This window comes from uncultured Polaribacter sp. (genome assembly GCF_947497125.1).
In the GTDB taxonomy this organism is placed as follows: domain Bacteria; phylum Bacteroidota; class Bacteroidia; order Flavobacteriales; family Flavobacteriaceae; genus Polaribacter.
The window spans coordinates 233,356-259,617 of the sequence record NZ_CANMFI010000001.1 but is presented as its reverse complement, the minus strand read 5'-3'; the positions used below and the strand labels follow the sequence as shown (position 1 = coordinate 259,617).

General features: G+C 32.4%; 20 protein-coding genes. 5 read left to right on the top strand and 15 right to left on the bottom strand.

Annotated elements, in window-relative coordinates:
• Positions 1-29: 29 nt before the first annotated feature.
• The gene (gene glyA, locus Q0678_RS01190) at positions 30-1,304 is read right to left on the bottom strand and encodes a serine hydroxymethyltransferase (protein WP_299052765.1); all 1,275 of its coding nucleotides are present in this window, start codon (positions 1,302-1,304) and stop codon (positions 30-32) included.
• A gap of 202 nt (positions 1,305-1,506) precedes the next feature.
• On the opposite strand from glyA, the gene fahA reads away from it, so the two are divergent.
• Entirely contained in the window at positions 1,507-2,784 is a 1,278-nt protein-coding gene (gene fahA / locus Q0678_RS01185) for a fumarylacetoacetase (RefSeq protein ID WP_299052762.1), read from the top strand.
• Between the two features lie 82 nt (positions 2,785-2,866).
• Here fahA and carB read toward each other — a convergent pair whose 3' ends face one another.
• On the bottom strand, positions 2,867-5,722 hold the full coding sequence (gene carB, locus Q0678_RS01180; protein ID WP_299052759.1) for a carbamoyl-phosphate synthase large subunit: 2,856 nt from the start codon (positions 5,720-5,722) through the stop codon (positions 2,867-2,869).
• Positions 5,723-5,829: 107 nt separating this feature from the next.
• The gene (gene rpmH / locus Q0678_RS01175) at positions 5,830-5,991 is read right to left on the bottom strand and encodes a 50S ribosomal protein L34 (protein WP_026775082.1); all 162 of its coding nucleotides are present in this window, start codon (positions 5,989-5,991) and stop codon (positions 5,830-5,832) included.
• 279 nt (positions 5,992-6,270) lie between these two features.
• On the opposite strand from rpmH, the gene Q0678_RS01170 reads away from it, so the two are divergent.
• From Q0678_RS01170 to lipA, 3 genes are all read left to right on the top strand, one after another.
• The gene (locus Q0678_RS01170) at positions 6,271-7,884 is read left to right on the top strand and encodes a CTP synthase (RefSeq protein ID WP_299052756.1); all 1,614 of its coding nucleotides are present in this window, start codon (positions 6,271-6,273) and stop codon (positions 7,882-7,884) included.
• 166 nt (positions 7,885-8,050) lie between these two features.
• Positions 8,051-9,937 (top strand): membrane protein insertase YidC, encoded by a 1,887-nt coding sequence (yidC, locus tag Q0678_RS01165; RefSeq protein ID WP_299052750.1) that lies wholly within the window; start codon positions 8,051-8,053, stop codon positions 9,935-9,937.
• Between the two features lie 170 nt (positions 9,938-10,107).
• The gene (gene lipA / locus Q0678_RS01160) at positions 10,108-10,977 is read left to right on the top strand and encodes a lipoyl synthase (RefSeq protein ID WP_299052747.1); all 870 of its coding nucleotides are present in this window, start codon (positions 10,108-10,110) and stop codon (positions 10,975-10,977) included.
• Positions 10,978-11,056: 79 nt separating this feature from the next.
• Here the strand turns inward: lipA and Q0678_RS01155 are convergent, their stop codons facing one another.
• The 4 genes from Q0678_RS01155 to Q0678_RS01140 all read right to left on the bottom strand — a co-directional run bounded on the left by Q0678_RS01155 (position 11,057) and on the right by Q0678_RS01140 (position 15,560).
• Complete coding sequence (locus Q0678_RS01155) at positions 11,057-11,248, bottom strand: cold-shock protein (protein ID WP_299052744.1); 192 nt, start codon at positions 11,246-11,248, stop codon at positions 11,057-11,059.
• Between the two features lie 118 nt (positions 11,249-11,366).
• A complete protein-coding gene (locus Q0678_RS01150; protein ID WP_299052741.1) occupies positions 11,367-12,902 on the bottom strand; it encodes an SDR family oxidoreductase in 1,536 nt (511 codons plus the stop codon).
• A gap of 1 nt (position 12,903) precedes the next feature.
• On the bottom strand, positions 12,904-14,217 hold the full coding sequence (locus Q0678_RS01145) for a DEAD/DEAH box helicase (protein ID WP_299052738.1): 1,314 nt from the start codon (positions 14,215-14,217) through the stop codon (positions 12,904-12,906).
• 2 nt (positions 14,218-14,219) lie between these two features.
• Positions 14,220-15,560 carry a DEAD/DEAH box helicase gene (locus tag Q0678_RS01140; RefSeq protein WP_299052736.1) on the bottom strand — a complete coding sequence of 447 codons (1,341 nt, stop codon included), beginning with the start codon at positions 15,558-15,560 and terminating at the stop codon, positions 14,220-14,222.
• Positions 15,561-15,700: 140 nt separating this feature from the next.
• On the opposite strand from Q0678_RS01140, the gene Q0678_RS01135 reads away from it, so the two are divergent.
• Positions 15,701-16,600: an EamA family transporter gene (locus Q0678_RS01135; RefSeq protein ID WP_299052734.1), complete on the top strand. Its 900-nt coding sequence runs from the start codon at positions 15,701-15,703 to the stop codon at positions 16,598-16,600.
• Between the two features lie 54 nt (positions 16,601-16,654).
• On the opposite strand, the gene fabG is transcribed toward Q0678_RS01135, so the two are convergent.
• The 8 genes from fabG to lpxD form a co-directional block, all read right to left on the bottom strand.
• On the bottom strand, positions 16,655-17,398 hold the full coding sequence (gene fabG / locus Q0678_RS01130) for a 3-oxoacyl-[acyl-carrier-protein] reductase (RefSeq protein WP_299052732.1): 744 nt from the start codon (positions 17,396-17,398) through the stop codon (positions 16,655-16,657).
• A gap of 97 nt (positions 17,399-17,495) precedes the next feature.
• Positions 17,496-20,459, bottom strand: a complete 2,964-nt coding sequence (locus tag Q0678_RS01125; protein ID WP_299052730.1) for a pitrilysin family protein — start codon at positions 20,457-20,459, stop codon at positions 17,496-17,498.
• Between the two features lie 99 nt (positions 20,460-20,558).
• Positions 20,559-21,434, bottom strand: a complete 876-nt coding sequence (gene sucD / locus Q0678_RS01120) for a succinate--CoA ligase subunit alpha (protein WP_299052728.1) — start codon at positions 21,432-21,434, stop codon at positions 20,559-20,561.
• Positions 21,435-21,496: 62 nt separating this feature from the next.
• Positions 21,497-22,423 (bottom strand): UDP-3-O-(3-hydroxymyristoyl)glucosamine N-acyltransferase, encoded by a 927-nt coding sequence (locus Q0678_RS01115; protein ID WP_299052726.1) that lies wholly within the window; start codon positions 22,421-22,423, stop codon positions 21,497-21,499.
• A 19-nt stretch (positions 22,424-22,442) separates the two neighbouring features.
• Positions 22,443-23,009, bottom strand: a complete 567-nt coding sequence (gene efp, locus Q0678_RS01110) for an elongation factor P (RefSeq protein ID WP_299052724.1) — start codon at positions 23,007-23,009, stop codon at positions 22,443-22,445.
• A 10-nt stretch (positions 23,010-23,019) separates the two neighbouring features.
• A complete protein-coding gene (lpxA, locus tag Q0678_RS01105) occupies positions 23,020-23,805 on the bottom strand; it encodes an acyl-ACP--UDP-N-acetylglucosamine O-acyltransferase (protein ID WP_299052721.1) in 786 nt (261 codons plus the stop codon).
• 2 nt (positions 23,806-23,807) lie between these two features.
• On the bottom strand, positions 23,808-25,199 hold the full coding sequence (locus Q0678_RS01100; RefSeq protein WP_299052718.1) for a bifunctional UDP-3-O-[3-hydroxymyristoyl] N-acetylglucosamine deacetylase/3-hydroxyacyl-ACP dehydratase: 1,392 nt from the start codon (positions 25,197-25,199) through the stop codon (positions 23,808-23,810).
• A 7-nt stretch (positions 25,200-25,206) separates the two neighbouring features.
• Positions 25,207-26,235 (bottom strand): UDP-3-O-(3-hydroxymyristoyl)glucosamine N-acyltransferase, encoded by a 1,029-nt coding sequence (gene lpxD, locus Q0678_RS01095; protein ID WP_299052715.1) that lies wholly within the window; start codon positions 26,233-26,235, stop codon positions 25,207-25,209.
• Positions 26,236-26,262 lie beyond the last annotated feature (27 nt).

The window sequence follows — 26,262 nt, the reverse complement described above, 5'->3', positions numbered from 1 at the left end:
TTTAGTAAGTTTGTGTTAATTAAATAACACTACATAACAAACAATCTTTTAGAACGCATCATATCAGAAACACGCTCTCCTATTTCATGTAAAGCAACCTCATTAGCAGCATTTGTTATTGCTTCATCTATAAAATCTACAACCGCTTTCATGTCTTCTTCTTTTAAACCACGTGTAGTAATTGCAGGCGTACCTACTCTAATACCCGAAGTAACAAAAGGACTTTTATCATCAAAAGGAACCATGTTTTTATTTACAGTAATGTCTGCTTTACCTAATGCAATTTCTGCGTCTTTACCAGAAATATTTTTATTTCTTAGGTCGATTAACATACAATGGTTGTCTGTACCACCAGAAATAATGTTATACCCTTTAGCAACAAACTCTTTTGCCATTGCAGCAGCATTTTCTTTTACTTGAATTTGATATTCTAAAAACTCGTCTGTTAAAGCTTCTCCGAAAGCAATTGCTTTGGCAGCAATAACATGCTCTAAAGGACCACCTTGATTCCCAGGAAAAACTGCAGAATTTAACAACATCGACATTTTTTTAGGACTTCCGTTTTTTAAGGTTTGACCAAATGGATTGTCAAAATCTTGACCCATCATTATAATTCCACCTCTTGGCCCACGCAATGTTTTGTGTGTTGTAGAAGTAACAATATGACAATGAGGCAAAGGATCGTTTAAAATACCTTTGGCTATTAAACCCGCTGGATGAGAAATATCTGCCATTAAAATAGCACCAACACTATCGGCAATTTCTCTAAATTTTTTAAAATCAATATCTCTAGAATATGCAGAAGCACCAGCAATTATTAATTTTGGTTGTTCTTTAGTTGCTGTTTCTTGTATTTTATCATAATTTAAAACACCTGTTTCTTTATCAACACCATAAAAAACAGGGTTGTATAATTTACCAGAGAAATTTACTGGAGAACCATGTGTTAAGTGACCTCCATGAGAAAGATCAAACCCTAAAATAGTATCACCAGGGTTTAAACATGCAAAAAATACCGCTGTATTTGCTTGAGAACCAGAATGAGGCTGAACATTTACATACGCAGCACCAAATAATTCTTTAGCTCTATCTATGGCTATTTGCTCTACAATATCAACAATTTCACAACCTCCATAATATCTTTTTCCAGGATATCCTTCGGCATATTTATTTGTTAAAATAGAACCTTGTGCTCGCATTACTTGGTCGCTTACAAAGTTTTCTGAGGCAATTAACTCTAAACCGTTTAATTGTCTTTCATTTTCTTCTTGAATTAGATCAAAAATTTGATTGTCTAGTTGCATTGTAGTTGTTGTTTTTTTAAAGATTTACAAAAATAACAAAAAACCTATTTGTAAAAAATTAGTTGAGCCGATATTTATTACTTTTTTTTAATATTGTATATATCGAAAAAAAGGAGTGTTAAAAATGTGTTATTGATGCCTTTTTATAGGAAAAATGAAAAAAAATTATGTAGGTTTGATATAAATATAAATCTTACCCACAATGATTATAACAGCAAATAACCCAAACAGAAAATCTTGGTTAAAAGTAGATGAAGATTCAGATTTCCCGATACAAAATATTCCTTTTGGTGTTTTTATAACTAGAGATGATATTATTACCATTGGAAGTAGAATTGGAGATTTTGCGATTGATTTAGGTGCTTTTCATCAATTAGGATATTTTGAAGGAATACCACTAACAGATGATATTTTTTTACAAGATAATTTAAATGATTTTATTGCTGATGGCCGTAAAACTTGGCGTTTGGTTAGAAACAGAATTGCAGAAGTGTTTGATGTTACTAACGGGACTTTAAGAGACAATGCTATTCACAAAGAGAAAATTATCTTTAGAATGGATGAAGTAGAAATGTTACTACCTGTAGCTGTCGGTGATTACACTGATTTTTATGCTAGTAAAGAACATGCCACCAATGTTGGCTCTTTGTTTAGAGATCCAGAAAATGCGTTGTTACCAAATTGGCTGCATGTGCCAATTGGTTATCACGGTAGAAGCTCTTCAATTATACCTTCGGGCACACCTGTAAGAAGACCTTACGGACAAACTAAACCTACAGAAGGAAGTAAAACACCTGGTTTTGGCCCAACAAAATTGTTAGATTTCGAGTTAGAAATGGCTTTTATAACAACAGATGCCAATGTGTTGGGAGAAAGAATACCAATTAACGAAACAGAAGAACATATTTTTGGTTTGGTACAATTTAATGATTGGTCTGCAAGAGACATTCAAGCTTGGGAATATGTACCATTAGGCCCTTTTTTAGGAAAAAGTTTTGCCTCTACAATTTCTCCTTGGATTGTAACTTTAGATGCATTAGCACCTTTTAAGGTAGATAACCCGAAACAAGTACACGAGCCTTTACCTTACTTAAAACAAGAAGGAAAAGGAAGTTATGACATTCATTTACAAGTGGCTATACAACCAGAAAACGGAGAAGAAACTGTGGTTGTAAACTCTAACTTTAAATATATGTATTGGACCATGGCGCAACAATTAGCGCATCATACTGTCAATGGTTGCCCTGTAGAAGCAGGTGATATGATGGGGTCTGGTACAATTTCTGGCCCAACAAAAGACAGTTTTGGTTCTATGCTAGAACTTACCTGGAAAGGACAAAACCCTATCAAACTTAATGATGGTACTGAGCGTAAATTTATCAATGATAATGATACCGTAATTATGCGTGCTCATTGTAAAAATGATAAAGTTCGTATCGGTTTTGGTAATTGTACTGGTAAAATTTTACCTGCAAAATAAGCTGTATTTTAAAATACGATTATAAAAAAAAGAGGTTTTCTATATTTAGAAAACCTCTTTTTTGTTGAACTATTTATTGTATTTACTTGCTTAAATACATTTTTCGCCTTGCATATAAATTGTAAAACTCATCATCTTTTAAGCTATCAATAAATAAAATACTTTCTCCAGTAGATTTCATTTCTGGACCTAATTTCTTATTTACATTCGGAAACTTATTAAAAGAGAAAACAGGTTGTTTAATTGCATATCCATCTAACTGAGGATTAAAATTAAAATCTGTTACTTTATTATGACCTAGCATTACTTTTGTTGCATAATTTACATATGGCTCTTTGTACGCTTTTGCAATAAAAGGCACTGTTCTAGAAGCTCTTGGGTTTGCTTCAATAATATAAACCACATCATCTTTAATGGCAAACTGAACGTTAATAAGACCAACTGTCTTTAATTCTCTTGCAATGGTATGTGTATGATCTTTAATTTGTTGCAATACCAAATCACCTAAATTAAAAGCTGGTAAGGTTGCATTAGAATCTCCAGAGTGAATACCACAAGGTTCAATATGCTCCATAATACCAATTATGTATACATTTCCATCGGCATCACAAATTGCATCTGCCTCTGCCTCTATTGCACCATCTAAATAATGATCTAACAATAGTTTGTTATTCGGCATTCTACCTAATAAATCTACTACATGTTTTACCAATTCTTCTTTATTGATTACAATTTTCATTCCCTGACCACCTAAAACATAGGATGGTCTTACTAAGATTGGGAAATTCAATTCGTCTGCCAAAGCCAAAGCTTCATCTGCTGTTTCGGCAATACCAAATTCAGGATAAGGAATATTGTTGTTCTTTAACAACTCAGAAAAACTACCTCTGTCTTCGGCTAAATCTAAAGCTTCAAAAGAAGTACCAATTATCTTAATACCGTATTTTGTTAACTTTTCTGCTAATTTTAAGGCTGTTTGTCCTCCTAATTGAACAATAACACCTTCTGGTTTTTCATGACGGATGATATCATAGATATGTTCCCAAAAAACAGGTTCGAAGTATAATTTATCTGCAGTATCAAAATCTGTAGAAACCGTTTCTGGGTTACAGTTGATCATAATAGTCTCGTAACCACATTCTGCCGCTGCTAAAACACCATGCACACAACAATAATCGAACTCAATACCTTGTCCTATTCTGTTAGGTCCAGAACCTAAAACGATTATTTTCTTTTTATCGGTTACAATACTTTCATTGGCAATGGTAATATCTCCAGATGCAGTTTCTATTTCGTTCTCGAAGGTAGAATAGTAATAAGGAGTTTTTGCTGTAAATTCTGCTGCACAAGTATCTACTAATTTAAAAACACGCTGTACTTTTAGCTGCTCTCTTTTGGTATAAACTTCGCTTTCTAAACAGCCTAACATATGTGCTATTTGTCTATCTCCGTATCCTTTTTGTTTTGCTTCTAATAATAAATCTCTGCTTAAAGTGTCTATTGTATAAGTAGAAATTTCTTTTTGCAATTGAAACAACTCTTCGTATTGCTTTAAATACCACATGTCTATTTTAGTGATATCGTAAATTTTACTTAATGGAATGCCCATTGCAATAGCGTCATATATAGCAAACACTCTATCCCAACTTGCATTGGTTAATTTTTCTATAATTTGATTGTAATCTGTATATCCTTTACCGTCTGCACCTAAACCATTTCTTTTAATCTCTAAAGATTGTGTTGCTTTGTGCAAGGCTTCTTGAAAAGAACGACCGATCCCCATAACTTCACCAACAGCTTTCATTTGCAGACCTAAAGTTCTGTCTGAACCTTCAAATTTATCAAAATTCCAACGTGGTATTTTTACAATTACATAATCTAAAGTAGGCTCAAATAGTGCTGATGTAGATTTTGTAATTCCGTTTTCTAACTCATCCAACGTATAACCAATTGCTAATTTTGTTGCAACTTTTGCAATAGGATATCCTGTTGCTTTACTTGCTAAAGCAGATGATCTAGATACACGTGGGTTAATTTCAATGGCAATAATTTCTTCTTTTTCATCTGGTGAAACTGCAAATTGAACATTACACCCACCTTCAAAATCGCCAATAGAGCGCATCATATGAATGGCCATATCACGCATTTTCTGATACGTTTTATCAGAAAGTGTCATTGCAGGAGCTACTGTGATAGAATCTCCGGTATGAATACCCATTGGATCCATATTTTCGATAGAACAAATAATAACAACATTATCGTTTTTATCACGTAATAATTCTAATTCATACTCTTTCCACCCCATCATTGCCTTATCTATCATCACCTCATGTATTGGTGATGCTTCTAGGCCTCTACTTAATAACTCATCAAAATCTTTTGGATCATAAACAATAGAAGCTCCTGCACCACCTAAGGTGTATGAAGATCTAATTACTAAAGGAAAACCAAACTCTTGGGCTATTTCTTTACCTTTTAAGAAAGAAGTTGCTGTTGCTTGTGGTGCCATTGGCACATCAATTTTAAGCATCAACTCTCTAAACTGCTCTCTATCTTCTGTAACATTAATAGCATCGATATCAACCCCAATTAATTTTACATTAAAATCTTTCCAAATGCCTTTGTCATCTGCTTCAATACAAAGATTTAAAGCTGTTTGACCACCCATTGTTGGTAAAACGGCATCTATTTGAGGATGCTCTTTTAAAATTTGAATGATCGATTTTGTTGTTAAAGGCAACAAGTATATATGATCTGCCATTGAAGGGTCTGTCATAATAGTTGCTGGATTCGAATTGATTAAGATTGTTTCAATTCCGTCTTCTCTTAAAGAACGTAAAGATTGTGAACCAGAATAGTCGAATTCACAAGCTTGACCAATAACAATAGGTCCAGATCCGATAATTAAAATTGATTTAAGGTCTTTTCTTTTTGGCATTGTAAGTTGTTGTGTTATTTAGTTTTACAAAAATAGTTAGTGCTTGGGTATAAAAAAAGGTGTTACTTAAAAAAGTAACACCTTATATATTAACAATTGTTAATCATTTATTTTTTATGTCTAGTTTCAGATGAAACAGAAATTTTCTTTCTTCCTTTTGCTCTTCTACGAGCTAATACTTTTCTACCGTTAGCAGAAGCCATTCTCTCCATGAAACCATGTTTATTTCTTCTCTTTCTCTTTGACGGTTGGTAAGTTCTTTTTGGCATTATCTGTATTTTTAAATATCTTCTGTTATTATTATATTGCTTAAAAATTCTACATCTTCGTAAGCGTGCGCAAATATACAATTGTTTTTATTTATCACAAATACTATTTTAAAAAAAAATGAAATATTTTTAATTAGTGATATTTAGTGATCATAATTACTACAATATCTTAGCTCAATGTCTTAAAAATATGATGTTGCCAAAAAAAATAATCTTTTCATCATTTTTTATTTGACAGAATTTTTAGAGTTAGTACTTTTGCGCAAACCTAAGAATACCATGAGTAATACTAAATATGTTTTTGTAACAGGAGGCGTAACTTCATCCCTTGGAAAAGGAATAATAGCAGCGTCTTTAGCAAAACTACTTCAGCAAAGAGGCTTTTCTGTAACCATTCAAAAATTAGACCCATATATCAACATCGATCCAGGAACTTTAAATCCGTATGAACATGGTGAATGCTATGTAACAGATGATGGTGCCGAAACAGATTTAGATTTAGGTCATTACGAGCGTTTTTTAAACATACCAACTAGCCAAGCAAATAATGTTACTACTGGTAAAATTTATCAATCGGTAATTAATAAAGAGCGTAAAGGAGCCTTTTTAGGAAAAACGGTACAAGTGATACCTCATATTACTGATGAAATTAAACGTCGCATTCAGCTTTTAGGTGAAACAGGTGATTATGACATTGTAATTACTGAAATCGGTGGTACTGTTGGCGATATAGAATCTTTACCTTATGTAGAGTCTGTAAGACAAATGCTTTGGGAAAAAGGAGAAGATAATGCCATTGTTATTCATTTAACATTGGTGCCATATTTAGCTGCTGCTGGTGAGTTAAAAACAAAGCCTACACAACATTCTGTTAAAATGTTAATGCAAAGTGGTGTTAGTCCTGATATTTTGGTTTGTAGAACAGAACATGAAATTTCTGATGATATTAAACGTAAGCTTGCTTTGTTTTGCAATGTAAAACAAGAAGATGTCATACAATCTATAGATGCAGAAACTATTTACGATGTTCCTAATTTAATGTTAGAACAAGGGTTAGATACTGTTGTTTTAAATAAATTGAAATTATCCTCTAAAGGAGAGCCAGAACTAAAACTTTGGAATAACTTTTTGCAGAAGCACAAAAATCCTACTTCTGAAGTAGAAATTGCTTTAATTGGTAAATATATAGAGCTACAAGACTCTTATAAATCTATTACAGAGGCTTTTATACACGCAGGTTCATCAAACGAAACTAAAGTAAAAGTTAGATGGGTACATTCTGAAAGTTTAACTCCGAAGAATTTTGAGAAAAAATTAAAAGGTGTTCATGGTATTTTGGTAGCTCCTGGTTTTGGAGACAGAGGTATTGAAGGTAAAATTAGAGCGGTACAATATGCAAGAGAAAGTAATATTCCTTTCTTCGGAATTTGTTTAGGAATGCAAATGGCGGTCATAGAATTTGCTAGAAATGTACTTCAGCTAGAAAATGCTTCTTCTACAGAAATGAATAAAAGCACGAAGCATCCTGTTATCAATTTAATGGAAAGCCAAGAAAATGTAACAGAAAAAGGTGGCACAATGCGTCTTGGTGCTTGGGATTGTACTTTAAACAAAAAATCGAATGTGTTTAAAGCCTATAATTCTGAAACTATAAGCGAACGACACAGACACCGTTATGAATTTAACAACGAATATTTAACACAAATAGAAAATGCTGGAATGAAAGCCGCTGGTACCAACCCAAAAACTGGTTTGGTAGAAGTTGTAGAAATCACAAAACATCCTTGGTTTGTGGGCGTTCAATATCATCCAGAATACAAAAGTACGGTGTTAAAACCACATCCATTATTTGTAGATTTTATTAAGGCAGCCTTAAAATATTCTAAACAATAAGATACTGGATTGTGTTCGGTACAAAAGGGTACACTATTTGAACTAGTTAATGTAACAACAATAATCATAGCAAAATAAACCTAAAACAGTGCAGTTTTGCTAAATTTGTCGGCTTTTATTATTTAAATAACAGCAAAAATGACAAATTGACATTTTAAATATAAACATGGAACAAAAAAAATTCGACTACAATTCTTTTATCGGAATGATTTTATTAGCAGGTATTGCACTATGGTGGCTAAACTCTAATAAACCAGAAGAACCTATTGATACTAAAGAAGTACCTGCACAGGTAATTACCAACAATACAACCGAAAGCAATACGCTTAAAACAGCTGCAAAACCAATTTTCGAGAATGATTCTCTTAAACAAATAGCTCTAAAAAATAAATTAGGAGCCTTTGCTTTAAGTGCCATAAATGCTTCTGAAAATGTTTCTGTTATAGAAAATGACTTGGTTAAATTAACAATTAGCAACAAAGGTGGACAAATACAAGAAGCGCTAATTAAAAACTATAAAACCTACGATTCTTTGCCTTTATATATGATAAAAGACAACAACGCGTCTTTTAACATTAATTTTGGTACAACTGATAACAGAATTTTAAATACTAAAGATTTATTTTTCGAACCTACACTTACAGAAAATAGAGGAACTACGGTACTTTCTATGAAATTAAAGGTATCAGAGACTAAGTTTTTAGAATACAGATACGAAATTAAACCGAATAACTACTTAGTGAATTTTGCTGTTAGATCTCAAGGTTTAAATAGTGTTATTAATTCTTCTACCCCAATTAATTTAGATTGGTCTTTAGATGGTTACCGACATGAAAAAAGTTTAAAAACAGAGAATACAATGTATTCTTATTACTATTATAAAACAGAAGGTGAAGTAGATTATTTAAATGCTGGAAAATCTGAAATAATAAATGATGTAGACTGGGTTGCTTACAAACAACACTTCTTTACCTCTAACCTATTAACAGATACTCCTTTTACAAATGCTACGGTAACATCTACCGATTTGGTTTTAAATGAAGAAATTGATACTGTTTTTACCAAACGTTTTGAATTAAAAACACCTTTAGCGCTATCAAACGGAGAATTGAATTATAATATGAAATGGTTTTACGGACCTAGTGATTATAATTTATTAAATGGTAAACAGTTTGAAGGTACAGATTTAGATCAGATTGCAGATTTAGGTTGGGGTATTTTCGGATTCTTAAATAGAACTATTTTTTATCCTGTTTTTAATTTCTTAAAAGGATTTTTATCAAACTATGGTTTAATAATCATTTTAATGACCATTGTAGTTCGTTTAATAATGTCTCCATTAGTCTATAAATCTTACTTATCTAGTGCAAAAATGAAGGTTATTAGACCAGAATTAACAGCATTAAATGAAAAATATCCAGGGAAAGAGAATGCAATGAAACGTCAGCAAGAAACCATGGCTATCCAGAGAAAAGCTGGTGTAAGCATGCTTTCTGGTTGTATTCCTGCATTGTTACAAATGCCTGTTTTCTTTGCCTTGTTTAAGTTTTTTCCAACAAACTTAGCACTAAGACAAGAAAGCTTTTTGTGGGCGCCAGATTTGTCTTCTTATGATACAATCTTTACATTACCTTTTAAAATTCCTTTTTATGGAGACCACGTAAGTTTGTTTCCAATACTAGCCTCTATTGCTATTTTCTTTTACATGAAAATGAACCAGAGCCAGCAAGCAAACATGCAGGCACCTACTCAAGAAGGTATGCCAGATATGGGTAAAATGATGAAGTACATGATTTACTTCTCTCCTATTATGATGCTATTTTTCTTTAATAACTATGCAAGTTCTTTAAGTTTGTATTATTTTATTTCTAACTTATTAACCATTGCAATTATGTTGGTTATTAAAAACTATGTAATCGATGAAGACAAGATTCATGCACAGATAGAAGAAAATAAAAAGAAACCTGAAAAGAAAAAATCTAAGTTTAGAGAAAGAATAGACACTGCAATGAAACAAGCACAAGAACAACAAGCACAACAAAGAAAAAAGTAAGCTTACTGTTCTAAAACCATTTAAAACCGAAACATAACTGTTTCGGTTTTTTTTTGATAAATAGATTCATAAAATCAAAAATAAATAGCTATTAACTTAAAATCATCTACCTCTAAAGCTGCTAAAAATTAATCTTTCCTTTGTATATTTGCATAACAAATTCAATAGAAATGGCAATAGCATCTGTAGTACTTCCAGAAAAACCAAAAAAACCAAAATGGCTGCGTGTTAAATTACCTGTTGGTAAAAAATATACCGAATTAAGAGGTTTGGTAGACAAGTATAAGCTAAATACAATATGTACAAGTGGTAGTTGTCCTAATATGGGTGAATGTTGGGGAGAAGGTACTGCTACTTTTATGATTTTAGGAAACATCTGCACACGTTCTTGTGGTTTTTGCGGTGTAAAAACAGGAAGACCAGATACTGTAGAATGGGATGAGCCAGAAAAAGTAGCGCGTTCTATAAAAATAATGGGTATTAAGCATGCCGTTATTACCTCTGTAGATAGAGACGATTTAAAAGATGGTGGCTCTATTATATGGGCAGAAACAGTAGATGCAATAAGAAGAGCAAACCCTAAAACAACTCTAGAAACTTTAATTCCTGATTTTCAAGGAAACACAAAACAGATAGATCGTATTATCGAAGTTCATCCAGAAGTTGTATCTCATAACATGGAAACTGTAAGAAGATTAACTAGAGAAGTACGCATACAAGCAAAATACGACCGTAGTTTGGGTGTTTTAAAGTACTTAAAAGAAAATGGTATGCGAACCAAAACAGGTTTAATGCTTGGGCTTGGTGAAACCGAAGATGAAGTTATACAAACCATGAAAGACTTACAAGGTGTTGGTTTAGATGTTTTAACAATTGGTCAATACTTACAACCTACAAAAAAGCATTTGCCTTTAAAAGAGTTTATAACACCAGAGCAATTTAAAAAATATGAAACTATTGGCCTAGAAATGGGCTTTATGTATGTAGAAAGCGGACCTTTAGTTCGTTCTTCATACAAGGCACATAAACATGCCATCTAAAAATAACTACTATTTTTTGTAAAAATAAAAAGCCTATCAATAAATTGATGGGCTTTTTTAAAAACTTAAATTATATATATTAGATAACTTTTACGTTAACTGCATTTAATCCTTTGTTTCCTTCTTTTAAGTCAAATTCAACTTCGTCACCTTCTCTAATTTCGTCTACTAAACCAGAAACGTGTACAAAATGATCTCTTTCTACACCTTCTTCAGTGATAAAACCAAATCCTTTTGTTTCGTTGAAAAACTTTACTGTACCTTTACTCATAATAGTGTTATTAAATTTATAATATTTATTCTTTTGCAAAGATGATGCCATTTTTCTGAAAAACAACATTTTAAACACTTTTTTTTATTTTATTTAAAAAAACTGCCTCAATAACCAACTACCAATCTATTGGAAAGTAGTCTTTTAAAAACTTTCCGCACCAGTGTTTACCTGTATTTATGCCATCAATTAACGGATCCATTACACGTGCGGCACCGTCTACAATATCTAAAGGCGGTTGAAAATCGTGTGTTTCTATTTTTTTCTTTGATAATTCTGCCGGATCTTCATCAGTAACCCAACCTGTATCTACAGCATTCATATAAATACCAGACTTCGCAAAAGTTGATGCAGAAGTATGCGTAAGCATATTTAAGGCTGCTTTGGCCATATTTGTATGCGGATGCCTGTCTACTTTTTTAAATCGATGAAACTTCCCTTCCATCGCAGTTACATTTATAATATGCTTTTTACCTGTATTTTCTTTCATCATTAAGTTAGACAACCGATTACACAAAACAAAAGGCGCCACAGCATTTACCAACTGTACTTCTACCATTTCTGTTGTTTCTATTTCGCCCAATCGTAAACGCCAACTATTTGTTTTTCTTAAATCTACTTGTTGTAAATCTGCATCTAACTGTCCTTCCGGAAAAACCTCTGAAGTTTGCAAAGAATTATCAAAACTATAAGGTATTTGAGATAATTCTGCCGAATTTCTAAGTCCAATCCCTGGTTCTGGACCATGCCAAGTTACTGGTAACACATTATTTTTATCGTTTTTAGAAGGGCCAACACTTAAACTAGACAATTCTTCTAAACAACTTTCATGATCTTCCAATAACCTCTGTGCCAACTTTGGCAACTGATCTATCGGCTTCTTTTCATTTTCCATCAAATGGAAATAAAAACCAGAAGGCCTTCTAACCGTTTGTGCAGCATTGTTTATTAAAATATCTAATCGATCGTACTTTTGCTCTATATAATTACAAAATATTTCTACACTTGGTATATGCCTTAAATCCAGGCCATGTATGTGCAAACGATGACTCCAATCCTTATAATCATCTTCTTTTGCAAAACGAATTGCAGAATCTGCAGGAAAACGGGTAGTTGCAACAACAGTTGCCCCAGAACGCAACAACATTAAGGTAATATGATAGCCTATTTTTAGTCGAGAACCTGTAATTACCGCTACTTGATCTTTTAAATCTGTTGTCTGAAAACGTTTGGCATAGTTTAAATCGCCACAACTGGTGCACATCGTATCGTAAAAGTGATGTAATTTTGTAAAAACAGTTTTACATACATAACAATTTCTTGAGGATGCTAACTCTGGTGTTTCTTTCGTAATTTCTGCTGCTCCCAAAAGCTTTGGTGCTACAAAAAGTGCCGCTTCTCTAGCAGATCGAATTCCGGTAGATTTTCTTGCGTGTTTATCACTTTCTATTTGCTTGCGTTTTGCCGCTTTTTTAGCGTCTTTTCTCCTGCGCTGAAACTCATCTCTATTTGGTCTAGACAAAGCGCCAGCAGCCTTAAAAAGTGCAACTCTTTGCGCCTCTGGTAAATCGAAAATTTTATTTGTATCGTCTAATAAATTTTGCAACGTATGTATACAAGACGCAACCTCTAAATTGTTTTTATTTTCACTCATACTACAACAATGTAACTCTTACTTTTTTCTTTTTTAAACGGGTATTGTTTAGTTTGTCAACCAAATCATCTGCCAAAGTTAACGGAATTGCAACAAAAGCACAGTCGGGTTTTAATTCAATAGTACCTAGTTGCTCTTTAGAAATACCACCTTGCTTTAAAAACAAGCCTGCAATATCTCCTTTAGATATTTTATCTTTTCTACCACCAGAAATAAACAAAGTTTCCCAATATTGTGGAGTTTGAGCTGCTTTTTTAGAGATGTTAATTCCTTTACTTTCTTTTATAAAATCTGGCACTCGCTCATTCTCCCATTTCAGAATATAAGCAGTTCCTTTTTCATTTACCCTAGCTGTTCTTCCGTTTCTATGGATAAATTCTTCTTCGTGCTTTGGCAATTCATAATGAATGATAAACTTCATTTCTGGCACATCAATACCACGTGCCGCCAAATCTGTTGCAATTAATAACTGACAGGTTCCGTTTCTAAATTTAATTAAGGCACGTTCTCTATCCTTTTGCTCCATTCCGCCAGAAAAACAAGCATGACTAATTTTATTTTCCTCTAAAAAAGAACTCAACTGAGTAATAGAATCTTTTAAGTTACAAAAAACAATACCAGGCTCATTACCAATATGCTGTACTAAATTTAGCAATGTTTTTAACTTATTTTTATTCGGAGAAATAACAGTCTTAAAATTAAGCTGAGAGGTTCTTTTTCCTTTTAAATAATTGATGGTTCTTGCATTCTTTAAATCAACAAAATCTGGAATCTCAACTCCTTGTGTTGCAGAAGTTAATATCCTTTTATCTAAAGTTTTTAATTGATTAATAATATTACGCATTTCATACTCAAAACCAACTTCTAAAGACTTGTCAAACTCGTCTAAAATTAAGGTTTTAATAGCGTCTTTAGAAAAACGATCATTCGCAAAATGGTCAGATATTCTTCCGGGTGTACCTATTAAAATGGCAGGGATATGCTTAAGCTCTATTTTATCTTTAGACATCGGTCTACCACCATACACTGCATTTACTTTATAACCAGATCCCATAGACCTAATTACCTGCTCTATTTGTATGGCTAACTCTCTAGAAGGCACCAAAATTAAAGCTTGCACTTCTTTATTTTCTGGATCTAACATTTCTAACAACGGTAAAGAAAAGGCCAATGTTTTTCCTGTTCCCGTAGGAGAAAGCAAAATTGTATTTGCATTCTTTTTTATTACCCCAACAGCCTCTACTTGCATCGGGTTTAAAGTTTCTATTTGCAACTTTGCTAATATATCTTGCTGTGTTTTAATAGTATTTGCCATCTCTATTTCTTTTTCTTCTTGTTAGAATTTGATGCTATTGTTTTAGTAGCCGAGTTATTCGCCACATAATTCGCTACTACTTTATCAATCAACTCCTCTTTTGTAAGGTGATGAAAAATAGTTTTAATCTCTGATTTCAAATTTTCAGATAATGAACGATTTGGTTTCGTTTTAAAGATTTTTTTAGCCCATAGCAACGTATTATTTTCTTCAATACTTTTTGCATCTGCTTTTTTATATGCGGTAAAAACCAACCCTAAATCTTCTTCAAACTCAGGAATTTCTTCTAATTCTTCTTCTTGAATTACACTTAAAGAAAGCCCTGTAGCTCCTGCTCTTGCAGTTCTTCCGCTTCGGTGTACATACGTATCATACCTATCTGGTAAATGATAATTTACAACATACGAAATTTCTTTAACATCAATACCTCTTGCCGCCAAATCTGTTGCCACCAATATATCTATATTTCCAGCTCTAAACTGCTCCATCACACGATCTCTAATTCCTTGAGATAAACTACCATGCAAGGCACCAGAAGAAAACTTATGAATGGCTAAATTTTTAGCTAATTTATTAACTGCTGCTTTTGTTTTACAAAAAATAATACCACGTTCGTTTTCTTTTGTGGTTAAAAAATGCATTAAAACATCTAGCTTTTCTATTGGTTTTACCACAACATATTGGTGATCAATACCACTTTTAGCTAAAGGCTCTATGTCTGTCTCTAAATACGTAACGTGTTTAGACATGTAGTTTTGTACCAATTGCTTTATGGTACCTGGCATGGTAGCCGTAAACAACAATGTTCTTCTTATTTTAGGAATTTCTGCAATAATAGCTACTAACTCTTCTTTTAAAGCAGTAACCATTTCGTCTGCCTCATCTAAAACTAAATAACTAATTTTTGTGATGTCTATCGCTTTTCTTTCTACTAAATCTGCCAACCTACCTGGTGTAGCAACTACAATGTTCGGTTTGCTTTTGATGCTTTCTATTTGAGGTTTTATTGGAGTTCCTCCTGTAATAGAAACTATCTTTTTTTGTTGATCATCCGAAGAAAATGAAACTAAATTCTGATAAATTTGACTACACAGCTCTCTAGTAGGCGCTAGAATTAAAACCTGTATTTGCGTTTCTTCTGCTTTAATTTTCTGCAATAACGGAACCCCAAAAGCTGCTGTTTTACCAGAACCCGTTTTTGCCAAAACAACCATATCTTTCTTTTTATGAAGAATAAAAGGGATGGCTTTTTCTTGAACAGTAGTAGGAACTGTAATTGCTAACTTTGCTAATCGAGTTTCTAATTCTTTATGAACCCCTAAAGCTGAAAATGATTTTAACATTACTATTATTTTTGGCAAAGATACTCCTCTTTATTAGGAATACTATAATTTGTATTGTTATTAATTATTTTAATTTATAGTAAAAATATGGGTGTTTTTTACAATAGAAAATTTTTCTTTAAAGTATCTTTACCGCCATTATGTGGATGTATTTAGGACTTTTAGCGGCATTATTTTTAGGCTTACACAACTTATGTAAAAAACATGCTGTGCAAGGTAATGAAGTGTTTCCTGTGCTTTTAGGAACAATAGTCGCTGGTTTTTTACTAATACTTCCCTTCTATTTAGGCTCTCTTTTTTATCCTGAATACTTTAAAGAGATTGGTTTTTACATTACAAGTATTTCTTTAAAAACACATGGTTTTATTGCTATAAAATCTATGATAATGGCTTCTTCTTGGGTTTTGGCCTATCAAGCACTAAAGCACTTACCTATTACAATCGTTACTCCTATTCGTTCTGCAGGGCCTTTTTTTACTTTTATTGGTGCCATTTTTATTTATAATGAAAGTCCTAGTTTTTGGCAATGGATTGGTTTTTTCCTTATTATTTTATCTGTTTTAATGTATTCTAAAATAGGAAAAAAAGAAGGTATCAATTTCAAGAAAAACAAATGGATTTTTGCCATCATTGGCGCTACTTTTTTAGGTGCTTCTAGTGGTTTGTATGATAAATTTTTGATTCAGAGCTTAACTTTAAACCCGCAAACATTACAGTTTTGGTTTTGCTTTTACACCATTGTTATTTTATTAATTATACTTGCTATTACTTGGTTTCCGTATCAAGAAAAAAGAAAAGCTTTTAAATTTAGATGGTCTATACCTGCCGTTGGTATTTTATTACAAACTGCAGATTATTTTTACTTTAAAGCACTACAAGACCCAGATGCTTTAATAATGCTATTATCTGCTATTAAAAGAAGTCAGATTTTAATTGCTGTTGTTGTTGGCGGTCTGCTTTTTAAAGAGCAAAATAAGCGTAAAAAACTAGTGCCTTTATTCGGAATTCTTTTAGGAGTTTTCTTTATTTTATATGCATAAAAAAACTTCAATAAGTTACTATTGAAGTTTTTTAAGTTAATGTTTATAAGATGTTTAGTTCATACCACCATCTACAGACAAGGTTTGCCCTGTAATATAAGCACTCATATCAGATGCTAAAAACACACATGCATTTGCAATATCTATTGGCTGACCACCTCTTTTTAATGGAATTCCATCTCGCCAGCTTTGTACAGTTGCTTCATCTAATTTAGCAGTCATTTCTGTTTCTATAAAGCCCGGTGCAACTACGTTACTTCTAATATTTCTAGACCCTAATTCTAAGGCAACAGATTTAGAGAAACCAACAATACCTGCTTTAGATGCCGCATAATTAGACTGCCCTGCGTTTCCTTTAATTCCTACTACAGAACTCATATTTATGATAGAGCCGTTTCGCTGCTTCATCATTGGTCTTATAACTGCTTTTGTTAAATTAAATACCGATTTTAAATTTACTTCTAATACTTTATCAAAGTCATCTTCAGTAATTCTCATTAACAAATTATCTTTTGTAATACCTGCGTTGTTTACTAAAATATCAATAGCACCAAACTCATTTAACACCTCTTTTGCTAATTCTTGAGCGGCATCAAAATTTGCTGCATTTGATTGATATCCTTTTGCAGAAACTCCGAACGCTTTTAACTCTTCTTCCAAAGCATTTGCTGCATCTACAGAAGAACTATATGTAAAAGCTACATTGGCGCCTTGTTTTGCAAATTCTATAGCAATACCACGACCAATACCTCTTGTTGCCCCTGTAATAATTGCAGATTTATTTTCTAATAACTTCATATAATAGTGTTGTTTTAAGGTGTCAAATATACTAAAATTAAAAAACTCGCAAAACAAATTTATTTTACGAGTTTTAAGTTGTGTTAGTTATTATAAATTATAATTTAACTTCTTTTTTGTCTATATAATTAAACAAATAATCAATTTCTAGTTCTCTTATTTTTCCAAGTTTTTGAAGCGATTTTACATTCAAATCTTTTTTATTACCAATGACCATTACATTATAAGATTCTCCTTTAATATTTTTATTAAAGAAAGCTTTTAAATCGGCTATGGTCATATTTTGTATGGTGTTATACATTACTTCTCTATGATCATTATCAATCCCTAATTTCTGCAACCTTTCATAAGACCAAAAAATATTAGACTTTGTAATTCTTTGTGCTGCTAACTTTTTTAAAGTAGCTTCTTTTGCTGCTTCAAACTGTTTATCTGCCTCTGGCATATCATTCATTAACTGCATCATTGCATCTACTGCTTGCTCTAATTTATTTGCCTGCGTACCCACATAAGCCATTACATAATTAGGTGCGTCTTTTTTAGAGGCATTGCTGTAAGAAGCAAAAGCAGAATAAGCCAAAGACTTAGATTCTCTAATTTCTTGAAAAACAATTGACGATAATCCACTACCAAAATATGTATTAAACAACGATGAAGCAGCCATGTTTTCTGGTTGAAATGGTGCTCCTTTTGCTAAAAAGATCAATTCTGTTTGTACCATATCGTAATTTGTAAAAAACACGTTATCTCCTGTTTCAGTTTCTACGTATTTTTTTGCTTCAGGATACGCTTTTAAATCACCAAATACTTTGTGATTTTCGTTTAAAGCCGATACTGCAGCATCTACATCTTTACCATAATAAAAAATTCGTTGCTTATAGTTTTTCATATCTTTAATTAGAGCAACTAATTCATCTGGATTGATAGCTTTTAATTCATCTATTTGCATAATATCTCTTAAAGGAGAATTCTCGCCATATTTACCGAAGTTCATCAACCCATTAAAAAGAATGTTTCCTTTTTGAGTTTTACCATCTTGCCTTCCTTTATAAATTTTTTCTACATATTTATCATAAGCATCTTTATCTGCTTTTGCATTGTCCCAAAGGTGTTCTAATAAGGTTAACCCTTTTGGTAAATTTTCTTTTAAACCGCTTAAACCAACATACGTTTTATCTGCAGCTGTACTTACATAATAAGAAATACCTAATTTATAAAATTCTTTTTTTAAGGCTTCGTTACTGTAAACATCGGTACCAATATATTCTAAATAGCCAGCAGCTAAAGATAATTTTTTATCATTATCACTACCCATATCAAAAATGATATTCATATCAAACAAATCATTCTTTTCATTTAACACATAAGAAACTTTAATACCGTTTGTAGTTTTTGTCTCTTTTATAGCAGTCTTATAATCTATAAATTGAGGTTGTAATGGTTTAGATTCTTTTTTATTAAAGGCATTTAAAAATGCAGAACTTTTACCTCTGTTTAAATTTACAGGAGTAATACCAGGATTGGCAACTTTTACAATGTTTTTATCTGCACCTTTTTTCTTATACGTAACTACATAGTTATTTTGATAAAATTCATTTGCGAAAGCAACCAATTCTTCTTTTGTAATCTTTTTTAAATCATCTAAAAATTGAACTCTTTTAGACCAATCTTGTTGATAAATAAAAGCATCTACATAAGTATCTGCCAACGCAGAGTTGTTTTCGTATTGTTTGGTCTGACTCAGTTTTAAATCATTAACAACAGCAGCAATCATCCAATCTTCAAACTCTCCGTTTTTTAATTTTTCAATTTGTGCTAATAACAAATCTTTAACCTCATCTAATGTTTGGCCAGATTTAGGTGATCCTGTAAAAGAATGATACCCATAATCATTTAAAAAAGTTGGCGAACAACTTGCTCTTTGTACCAATTGTTTTTGATTTAGGTTTAAATCGATAATACCTGCATTTCCGTTAGCCATAATCATATCGCATAAGGTTACAAATTTCTCTTGATCGCTATTCACTCCTTCTGATCTGTATGCTATAGAAATTGATTCTGATGTTGGTCCAAAAACTTCATTTACAACCGGTGATGTAATTGTAGCTTCTTTTGGTAAATTAGGGTGTGTTAATTCTTTTCGTTCAAATTTACCAAAAGTTTGATTTATTTTATTGATTGTTGGCTCAAACTCAAAGTCGCCCACTAAAACAACTGCCATATTATTAGGCACATAATATTTGTTAAAATAGTTATGAATATCAACCATAGAAGGATTTTTTAAATGAGCTGCCGTGCCTATAGTAGTTTGCTGCCCGTATGGATGATTAGGAAACAAACCATCTAACATAGCTGCATATTGCTTTCTAAAATCATTATCCTGACCTCTATTAAATTCTTCAAAAACTGCTTCTAATTCTGTATGAAACAACCTTAATACTAGCGTACTAAATCTTTCTGCCTCTAAATCTACCCATTTATCAAATTCGTTAGCAGGAATTTTATTTGTGTACACAGTTTGCTCAAACCAAGTATAAGCATTTGTACCAGTTGCCCCCAAAGAAGCGGTCATTTTATCGTATTCATTTGCTATTGAATAGTTAGATGCTTCTAAAGAAACTTTATCTATTTCTTTATAGAGTGCTAATTTTTTATCGGCATCGTTTTCTGCTCTGTGTTGCTCGTATAATGATGCTATTCTTTCTAAATATGTTTTTTCTTTTTCCCAGTTTGCAGTTCCAACTTTGTGAGTTCCTTTAAAAACCATGTGTTCTAAATAATGAGCCAAACCAGTAGATTCTTTAGGATCGTAATTAGACCCAGCTCTTACTGCAATATAAGTTTGAATTTTAGGCTCATCAGAATTCTGACTTAAATATACCTTTAATCCATTTTCTAAAGTATACAAACGCAAGCCAGTTGGGTCGTTTTCTACCGTTTCAAAAGCAAGACCATTACCATCTTTTTTAGAAGTAACGTTATACGTTTTTTCGTTATTAGTTTTACAGCTAACAGCTGCAACTAATAAAAAACTAATACATACTAATTTTAATTTTTTCATAGTTATTAATTTAAGTTGAAATAAAAAATCCGTTGAATTTACAAATTCAACGGATTTAAAACTATTTTATTTTTAAACTTTAACAGTTTAATATGATATTTATTTTTTTAGAACTTTAGCAATCATCTCTCCTATTTTTGCTGGAGAACTTACTACATGAATTCCGTTTTCTGCTAAAATTTTCATTTTTGCTTGTGCAGTATCATCTGCTCCACCAACAATGGCACCTGCATGACCCATTGTTCTACCTGCAGGAGCTGTTTGACCAGCAATAAAACCTACAACTGGCTTTCTATTTCCATCAGCTTTAATCCATTTAGCTGCTTCAGCTTCTAGGTTTCCACCAATTTCACCAATCATTACAATTGCCTCTGTATCTGCATCATTCATTAACAACTCTACTGCTTCTTTAGTAGTAGTTCCAATAATAGGATCTCCACCAATACCAATTGCAGTAGTAATACCAAAACCTTGTTTTACAACTTGGTCTGCAGCTTCATAAGTTAATGTACCTGATTTAGAAACAATCCCTACTTTACCTTTTTTAAAGATAAAACCTGGCATAATACCAACTTTAGCTTCATCTGGTGTAATTACACCCGGACAGTTAGGCCCAACTAATCTACAATCTTTACCATCTATGTAAGCTTTTACCTTTACCATATCTGCAGTAGGAATCCCTTCTGTAATACAAATAATTACTTTAATACCTGCATCAGCAGACTCCATAATTGCATCCGCAGCAAAAGCAGGCGGCACAAAAATAATAGACGTATCTGCACCTACTTTTTGTACAGACTCTAAAACAGTATTAAAAACTGGCTTCCCTAAATGAACTTGACCTCCTTTTCCTGGAGTTACACCTCCAACAACGTTTGTTCCATAATCAATCATTTGACCAGCATGAAAAGTACCTTCACTACCTGTAAAACCTTGAACTATAATTTTTGAATTCTTATTTACTAAAACACTCATTGGTTTGCTTTTTATTTATTGTGATGCAAAAATAACTTTTTTAGGTCTTTTAAAAAAGAAAATTAAGATTTCTTTCGTTCTTTTAAAAAACGTTTTATTTCAGCTAATTCTTTTAATTTTTCTCTAGATTCTGATATTGGCGTTCCAAAATAGCTTTTACCACCAGCAACCGATTTTGTAACACCAGTTTGCCCTAAAATAACAGCTCCTTTACCAATTGTAATTCCACTATTGGTACCAACTTGCCCCCAAATTGTAACCTCGTCTTCTATAACTACACAACCTGCAATACCTGTTTGAGAGGCTATTAAACACTTTTTTCCGATACGTGTATCATGCCCAACATGTACTTGGTTGTCTATTTTAGTTCCTTTACCTATGGTTGTATCTCCTGTAACTCCTTTATCAATGGTACAAGAAGCACCCAAATCTACATCATCTTCTAACACTACTCTACCTCCAGAAATTAATTTATCAAAACCTGTTGCTCTATTCTTATAATAAAAAGCATCGGCTCCTAAAACTGTATTTGCATGAATCGTTACATTGTTACCAATAATACTATCATCATAAATAGTAACATTTGGGTGTATGACACAATTTTTACCAATAACAACATTGTTACCAATAAAAACATTTGGCTGTATAATTGTTCCTTCTCCAATAACAGCAGTATCTGCAATGCTTTCTTTTGATGCTATAAACGGATTAAAATGATTGGTTATTTTATTAAAATCTCTAAAAGGATCTTCGGAAATTAACAATGATTTTCCTTCTGGGCACTCAACTTCTTTGTTAATTAGAATCGTTGTTGCCGCAGAATTTAATGCTTTGTCATAATACTTTGGGTGATCTACAAAAACAATATCACCACTTTCTACAACATGAATTTCATTAATACCTGAAATAGAAAAAACAGCATCACCAATAAATTTTGCATCTATTAGTGTTGCTATTTGTTGTAGAGTTTGTACTTTTTTAAATTTCATACGTACCTATTAAAAGTAATTATTCTTTAATTCTTTCTTGGTAAGTACCTTTAGTTGTTTCTACTTTAATTTTATCACCTTCATTAATAAATAAAGGCACATTTACAGAAGCACCAGTTTCTACAGTAGCTGGTTTAGTTGCGTTGGTCGCTGTATTTCCTTTTACACCTGGCTCTGTTGCTGTTATTTCTAAAATTACACTTGCTGGTAACTCTACAGACAACGGCATGTTATCTTCAGAATTAATAATTATAGTTACTATTTCTCCTTCTTTCATTAACCCAGGGTTGTCTAAAGCAGCTTCTAACAAACGAATTTGTGTATAATCTGCTTCATTCATAAAATGATAAAACTCGCCATCATTGTATAAAAATTGAAATTTATGTGTTTCTACTCGAACATCATCAATTTTTCTACCTGCAGGAAAAGTATTATCTACTACCTTACCGTTGGTTACACTCTTTAATTTTGTTCTTACAAAAGCTGGGCCTTTACCTGGCTTTACGTGTAAAAATTCTACTATTTTATAGATATCATTGTTATACCTAATACATAATCCGTTTCTAATATCTGAAGTTGTTGCCATTTCTATATGTTTAATTTGCTTTATAATAACCTTTCATAATTCCTCTGTGCGAGTCTTTTATAAACTGCACAATTTCATCACGTTCTGTTGTTGCTTCCATTTCTGCCTCAATAATATCTATCGCTTGTGTATAGTTATAATTTTGCTGAAATAGTATTCTATAAATATTCTGAATTTCTCTAATTTTTTCGGTTGTAAAACCTCTTCTTCTTAATCCCACAGAGTTAATACCTACATATGATAGTGGCTCTCTTGCAGCTTTAACAAATGGTGGTACATCTTTTCTAACCAAAGAACCGCCTGTTACAAAGGCATGATTACCAACTGATGCAAATTGATGAATAGCCACCATACCTGCAAGCACTACGTTGTTACCAATAGTTACATGACCTGCTAATGTTGTATTGTTAGAAAAAATACAATTTTCACCAACAAAAGTATCATGCGCTACGTGACAATAAGCCATAATCAAACAATTGTCTCCAATTTTTGTTTTCATTCTATCAGAAGTACCTCTGTTGATAGTAACACATTCTCTTATAGTTACATTATCGCCAATTTCTACTGTGGTCTCTTCATCATCAAACTTTAAGTCTTGCGGAATTGCAGAAATAACTGCACCCGGAAAAATCCTACAGTTTTTACCTATTCTAGCACCTTCCATAATGGTAACGTTAGATCCTATCCAGGTGCCAGAACCTATAGTAACATTATTATGAATGGTTGTAAAAGGCTCTATAACTACATTTCTAGCTATTTTTGCTTGGGGATGAACGTAAGCTAATGGTTGATTCATAGTTATTTTATTTTTGAAATTTGTGCCATTAATTCTGCTTCTGCTACCAATTTACCATTGGCATACGCATAGGCTTGCATATGACAAATACCTCTTCTAATTGGTGTTATTAATTCGCATTTAAAAATAACAGTATCTCCTGGTAAAACTTTTTGCTTAAACTTTACATTATCCATCTTCATAAAATACGTTAGATAATTCTCTGGGTCTGGTACTGTATTTAAAACCAACACACCACCACATTGCGCCATAGCTTCTACCTGTAAAACACCTGGCATTACTGGAGATCCTGGAAAATGCCCTACAAAGAAATTTTCATTCATTGTTACATTTTTCATACCAACAACATGCGTATCAGAAAGCTCTAATATTCTGTCTATTAGTAAAAAGGGTGGTCTATGAGGTAAAACATCCATAATTTGATGAATATCCATCAAAGGTGTTTCATTTAAGTTATATGCAGGTACATTGTTTCTTTTTTCTAGCTTAATCATTTTTGCTAATTTTTTAGCAAATAATGTATTAATTAAATGTCCTGGTTTGTTAGCAATTACTTTTCCTTTAATTCTAATACCTACCAAAGCTAAATCGCCAATAACATCTAACAACTTGTGTCTAGCCGCTTCATTTGCCCAATGCAATGTTAAGTTATCTAAAATACCGTTTGGCTTAACAGCAATGTCTTTTTTGTTAAATGCCTTTTTTAATTTTTGCATCGTATCGTTAGACAATTCTTTGTCTACATAAACAATAGCATTATTTAAATCACCTCCTTTTATAAGGTCATTTTCTATTAACATTTCAATTTCATGTAAAAAACTAAAAGTTCTTGCTGCAGCAATCTCTTCTTTAAAATCAGACATTTTCTGCAGTGTTGCATTTTGTGTGCCTAATATTTTTGTACCAAAATCAACCATTGTGGTTACTTGATACTCATCAGAAGGCATTAAAATAATCTCGCTACCAGTAGCCTCATCTTTGTAAGAAATAATTTCTTTTACTACATATTCTTCTATATCTGCATCTTGTTCTTGTATGCCTGCTTTTTCTAATGCTTCTATAAAATATTTCGAAGAACCATCCATAATAGGAGGCTCAGAAGAATCTAATTCAATTAATAAATTGTCGATATCTAAACCAACAGCAGCCGCTAAAACATGCTCTGAAGTTTGAATTTGAACACCGTTTTTCTCTAAATTGGTTCCTCTTTGTGTGTTTACAACATACTCTGCTTTTGCAGCAATAATAGGTGCACCCTCTAGATCTACTCTACTAAACGCAAATCCATGATTTACAGGAGCAGGTTTTATAGTCATATTTACGGTGTTACCAGTATGAATACCAACACCAGATAAACTTACTTCTTTTTGAATCGTTTTTTGTTTCTTACTCATATTCAATTTATTTGTTCCCCCTCAACTCTATTTCTAGTTGATTAACTTTTGATACTATTTTTGGTAAATTTTTAAAATGCACCGAACTTCTATTGTAGTCTAAAACTTTAAAAGCAGGTGTACCACTAATTATTTGATTCTCTTTAACGTTTTTAGTAACGCCAGATTGCGCAAGTACTTTTACGTTGTTACCTATTTTCACATGACCTGCAACACCAACTTGACCACCAATCATACAGTGACTCCCTATTTTGGTAGATCCTGCAACGCCAGTTTGTGAGGCAATTACAGTATGCTTGCCAATTTCTACATTGTGTGCTATCTGTATTTGATTATCTAACTTTACCCCTTTTCTAATGATAGTAGACCCTAGTGTGGCTCTATCAATAGTAGAAGCTGCACCAATATCTACATTGTCTTCTAAGACAACATTTCCTATTTGAGGTATTGCGGTATATTCTCCGTCATTATCAGGAGCAAAACCAAAACCATCAGAGCCTATTACTACGCCTGAATGTATTTTACAATTTTTCCCGATCACTGTTTCAGAATATATTTTAACACCTGCAAAAATGATTGTATTATCGCCTATCACAGTATTATCACCAATATATGAGTTCGGGTAAATTTTTACATTATTACCAATAACAACATTTTCTCCTATGTAAGAAAAAGCACCTAAATACCCGTTTGTTCCTATTTTAGCTGAAGTTGATACAAAACTAGGTTGCTCTACACCTACTTTATCATTTTTTACTTCATTGTAAAATGCTAGTAATTTAGAAAAAGACTCGTAGGCATTTTCTACTCTAATCAGCGTAGTATCTATCTCTTTCTCTAATAAAAAGTCTTTATTAATGATTACGATAGATGCATTTGTAGTGTATAAGTATGAGTTGTATTTAGGGTTAGACAAAAAAGATAAAGAACCTTTTTTACCTTCTTCTATTTTAGAAAGTGTAGAAACCTCTTCATCCGGATTCCCTTCTATATCGCCATCTAAAAGAGTAGCTATTTGTTTTGTTGTAAATTTCATCAAATGCAAAAATATAAAATTTATAGT

What these genes read in the sequence shown, in the direction of transcription:
- glyA (WP_299052765.1), bottom strand. Translation starts at nt 1,304, where the DNA reads ATGCAACTAGACAATCAAATTTTTGATCTAATTCAAGAAGAAAATGAA.
- fahA (WP_299052762.1), top strand. Translation starts at nt 1,507, where the DNA reads ATGATTATAACAGCAAATAACCCAAACAGAAAATCTTGGTTAAAAGTA.
- carB (WP_299052759.1), bottom strand. Translation starts at nt 5,722, where the DNA reads ATGCCAAAAAGAAAAGACCTTAAATCAATTTTAATTATCGGATCTGGA.
- rpmH (WP_026775082.1), bottom strand. Translation starts at nt 5,991, where the DNA reads ATGCCAAAAAGAACTTACCAACCGTCAAAGAGAAAGAGAAGAAATAAA.
- Q0678_RS01170 (WP_299052756.1), top strand. Translation starts at nt 6,271, where the DNA reads ATGAGTAATACTAAATATGTTTTTGTAACAGGAGGCGTAACTTCATCC.
- yidC (WP_299052750.1), top strand. Translation starts at nt 8,051, where the DNA reads ATGGAACAAAAAAAATTCGACTACAATTCTTTTATCGGAATGATTTTA.
- lipA (WP_299052747.1), top strand. Translation starts at nt 10,108, where the DNA reads ATGGCAATAGCATCTGTAGTACTTCCAGAAAAACCAAAAAAACCAAAA.
- Q0678_RS01155 (WP_299052744.1), bottom strand. Translation starts at nt 11,248, where the DNA reads ATGAGTAAAGGTACAGTAAAGTTTTTCAACGAAACAAAAGGATTTGGT.
- Q0678_RS01150 (WP_299052741.1), bottom strand. Translation starts at nt 12,902, where the DNA reads ATGAGTGAAAATAAAAACAATTTAGAGGTTGCGTCTTGTATACATACG.
- Q0678_RS01145 (WP_299052738.1), bottom strand. Translation starts at nt 14,217, where the DNA reads ATGGCAAATACTATTAAAACACAGCAAGATATATTAGCAAAGTTGCAA.
- Q0678_RS01140 (WP_299052736.1), bottom strand. Translation starts at nt 15,560, where the DNA reads ATGTTAAAATCATTTTCAGCTTTAGGGGTTCATAAAGAATTAGAAACT.
- Q0678_RS01135 (WP_299052734.1), top strand. Translation starts at nt 15,701, where the DNA reads ATGTGGATGTATTTAGGACTTTTAGCGGCATTATTTTTAGGCTTACAC.
- fabG (WP_299052732.1), bottom strand. Translation starts at nt 17,398, where the DNA reads ATGAAGTTATTAGAAAATAAATCTGCAATTATTACAGGGGCAACAAGA.
- Q0678_RS01125 (WP_299052730.1), bottom strand. Translation starts at nt 20,459, where the DNA reads ATGAAAAAATTAAAATTAGTATGTATTAGTTTTTTATTAGTTGCAGCT.
- sucD (WP_299052728.1), bottom strand. Translation starts at nt 21,434, where the DNA reads ATGAGTGTTTTAGTAAATAAGAATTCAAAAATTATAGTTCAAGGTTTT.
- Q0678_RS01115 (WP_299052726.1), bottom strand. Translation starts at nt 22,423, where the DNA reads ATGAAATTTAAAAAAGTACAAACTCTACAACAAATAGCAACACTAATA.
- efp (WP_299052724.1), bottom strand. Translation starts at nt 23,009, where the DNA reads ATGGCAACAACTTCAGATATTAGAAACGGATTATGTATTAGGTATAAC.
- lpxA (WP_299052721.1), bottom strand. Translation starts at nt 23,805, where the DNA reads ATGAATCAACCATTAGCTTACGTTCATCCCCAAGCAAAAATAGCTAGA.
- Q0678_RS01100 (WP_299052718.1), bottom strand. Translation starts at nt 25,199, where the DNA reads ATGAGTAAGAAACAAAAAACGATTCAAAAAGAAGTAAGTTTATCTGGT.
- lpxD (WP_299052715.1), bottom strand. Translation starts at nt 26,235, where the DNA reads ATGAAATTTACAACAAAACAAATAGCTACTCTTTTAGATGGCGATATA.